The following is a 3250-nucleotide window of genomic DNA, read 5'->3' on the forward strand; positions in this document are numbered from 1 at the left end:
ACTCGAAGTTGTCCATCAGGGACCACAGGTAGTAGCCGCGCACGTCCGCGCCGTCCGTGATCGCGCGGCGGACCTCCGACAGGTGGCCGTACAGATACGCGATGCGCTCCGGGTCGTGGACGCGGCCCTCGGGGTCGGGCTTGTCGTCGTATGCCGCGCCGTTCTCGGTGATGTACAGGGGCAGGCCCGGTGCCTCCCGCGTGTAGCGCATGATCAGCTCGTGCAGGCCGGTCGGGTCGATGGTCCAGCCCATCTCCGTGCGTTCACCCGGCGACTGATGGAACATCACGTCGTCCGCGCCCGGCCACGGCGAGTGCTCGCTCGCCCCGTGGCCGTCCGCGCGCGGGCCGGTCACCTCCGTGTCCCCCGCCGAGACAAGCGTCGGTGTGTAGTAGTTGAGGCCCAGCGCGTCGAGCGGCTGGTTGATCGCGGCCAGGTCGCCGTCCTGTACGTGCGACCAGTCGGTCACCAGCTCCGTCGCCGCGAACAGCGTCTCCGGGTACGCGCCGTGCAGGATCGGGCCGTGGAAGACACCGTTGGCCAGGTCGTCGATCCGCCGGACCGCCGCCAGGTCCGCCGGGTCCTGCGAAAGGGGACGTACCACCGAGGAGTTGAGGCTGATCGCCACCGAGTTGCGGGCCGGCATCACCGAGCGCAGGGCCGAAGCGCCCAGTCCGTGCGCCAGGTTCAGATGGTGGGCGGCGCGCAGCGAGGCCGCCGGTTCCGTACGACCCGGCGCGTGCACCCCGGAGCCGTAGCCCAGGAAGGCGCTGCACCAGGGCTCGTTCAACGTGATCCACTGCTCCACCCGGTCGCCCAGCGCCTCGCCGACGATCTGCGCGTACTCGGCGAACCGGTACGCGGTGTCGCGCTCCGGCCAGCCGCCCGCGTCCTCCAGCTCCTGCGGCAGGTCCCAGTGGTAGAGGGTGACCGCCGGCTTGATGCCATGGGCCAGCAGCTCGTCCACCAGACGGCGGTAGAAGTCCAGGCCCACCTGCACCGCCGGGCCCCGGCCCGTCGGCTGCACCCGTGACCAGGAGATCGAGAAGCGGTACGCGGTCAGGCCGAGCTCGGCCATCAGTGCCACGTCGTCGCGGAAGCGGTGGTAGTGGTCGACAGCGATGTCACCGGTGTCGCCGTCGGCCGTCTTTCCGGGCGTATGGCTGAAGGTGTCCCAGATCGAGGGGGTGCGGCCGTCCTCCCGTACCGCCCCCTCGATCTGGTAGGCGGAGGTGGCCGCGCCCCAGAGGAAGGCGGAAGGGAAGGACACCGGCGTGTGGGGCTCAGGCATGGAAGCGCTCCCATTGGGGGTCGTGGAGACCGACAGGTAGGGGGGAAGGGGGAGGAAAAGGGGCCGAGGCGGCGGTGACCCGGCCCCCTGGAGAAGCGGTCAGCCCTTGACCGCGCCCTGCATGATGCCGCCGACGATCTGCTTGCCGAAGATCGCGAAGACCACCAGCAGGGGCAGCGTGCCGAGCAGCGCGCCCGCCATGATCAGGGACTGGTCGGGCGTGTAGCCGCGGCCCAGACCCGCGACCGCGACCTGCACGGTCGGGTTGCCGTTCTGGGTCAGGACCAGGAACGGCCACAGGAAGTCGTTCCACGTCTGCACGAACATCAGCATGCCGAGCACGGCCATCGCGGGGCGTGCCGCCGGGAACACGATGTGCCAGATCACCCGCCAGCTGCTCGCGCCGTCCACCCGGGCCGCCTCGATCAGTTCGTCCGGCAGCGCCTGGATCAGGTACTGCCGCATGAAGAACACGCCGAACGCGCTGACCAGCGAGGGCAGGATCACCGCCTGCAGCTGGTCGGACCAGTCGAGCTTGGCGACCATCATGTACAGCGGGATCACGCTCAGCTGCGGCGGCACCATCATCGTGCCGATCACGATCAGCATCATGGCGTTGCGGCCCTTGAAGCGCAGCTTGGCGAAGGCGAACCCGGCGATCGTGGACAGGATGACGATGGTGATCGCCGAAACCCCCGCCACGAACGTGGTGTTGATGAACGCCTCGCCCAAGTTGGCGTCGGTCCAGGCGATTTCGAGCTTGTCGAACAGGCCGGAGCCGAACCAGAACGGCGGCGGGTTCTGTGCCAGCCGCTGGTTGTCGCGCGAGGCGGCGATCGCCGTCCACACCAGCGGGAACAGCGAGCCGATGGTGAACAGGGCGAGGATGAGGTACGCGATCGGCCCGGCGTGCAGGGTGCCGCCGGCACGGGCGGCTTTGGGGCGCCGTACGCGCCCCGGCTTCTGTTCCGGCGGGGTCGGCGGGGTCAGTGTCGTCGTCACGGCCGGTTCTCCTAACTACTGGCGCGCAGCCGGCGCGAGATGACGTAGTTGATGATCCCGATGACGATGAGGATCAGGAACATCGTCCAGGCGATCGCGGAGGCGCGGCCCAGGTGCTGGTTGACCCAGCCCTGCTCGTACAGATACAGGCCGAGCGTCTGGAACTGGTGCTGGGCTCCGCCGGAGGCGCCCTTGTTGGCGTCGAACAGCAGCGGTTCGCCGAAGAGTTGGGAGGCGCCGATGGTCGAGACGACCACCGTGAACAGGATCGTCGGCCGCAGTGACGGCAGCGTCACATGGAAGAACTGCTGCCAGCGGTTGGCTCCGTCCAGGGCCGCGGACTCGTACAGGTCCTGCGGGATCGCCTGCATCGCCGCCAGATAGATCAGCGCGTTGTAGCCGGTCCAGCGCCAGATGACGATCGTGGAGACCGCGATCTGCGAGGCCCACTTGTCGTTCTGCCAGTCGATGTTGTCGATGCCGACCATGTTCAGCGCCCAGTTGATCATGCCGTAGTCACGGCCGAACAGCAGGACGAAGACGAGCGAGGCGGCGGCGATCGACGTCGCGTACGGGGCGAGCATCGCGACCCGGTAGAAGGTCGAGGCGCGCAGCTTGTAGTTGAGGATGTGCGCGAGGCCCATCGCCATCAGCAGCTGCGGGACCGTCGAGATGATCCCGATGGTCAGCGTGTTCTTCGCCGCGTTCCAGAAGAAGTCGTCGTCGAAGATGCGCGTGTAGTTGCGGAAGCCCACCCAGCTCATGTCGGTGGGCGCGGTCAGCTCCACCTGGTGCAGCGAGGCCCAGCCGGTGTAGATCAGCGGGAACAGGCCGAAGGCGAGAAACAGCAGGAAGAACGGCGAGACGAAGGCGTACGGGCTCCAGCGCATGTCCCGCTGCCAGCGGCGGGACAGGCGGGCGCGGCGGCGCTCGTCGGCGGAGGGCCCCGCGGGCGGG

3 protein-coding genes are annotated in these 3250 nt (G+C 68.6%); all 3 read right to left on the reverse strand.

Going from position 1 to position 3250, the window contains the following annotated elements; all coding sequences use genetic code 11:
• Positions 1-1291 (reverse strand): GH1 family beta-glucosidase (locus tag StrepF001_RS44805; protein ID WP_129803813.1); only part of this gene is annotated, 1291 nt, incomplete at its 3' end.
• Between the two features lie 99 nt (positions 1292-1390).
• Positions 1391-2293, reverse strand: a complete 903-nt coding sequence (locus tag StrepF001_RS44810; RefSeq protein ID WP_129803814.1) for a carbohydrate ABC transporter permease — start codon at positions 2291-2293, stop codon at positions 1391-1393.
• Positions 2294-2304: 11 nt separating this feature from the next.
• The coding region (locus StrepF001_RS44815) for a sugar ABC transporter permease (RefSeq protein WP_129803815.1) at positions 2305-3250 on the reverse strand (946 nt) is incomplete at its 5' end.

It is taken from the genome of Streptomyces sp. F001 (assembly GCF_004187715.1).
GTDB lineage: Bacteria > Actinomycetota > Actinomycetes > Streptomycetales > Streptomycetaceae > Streptomyces > Streptomyces flavusporus.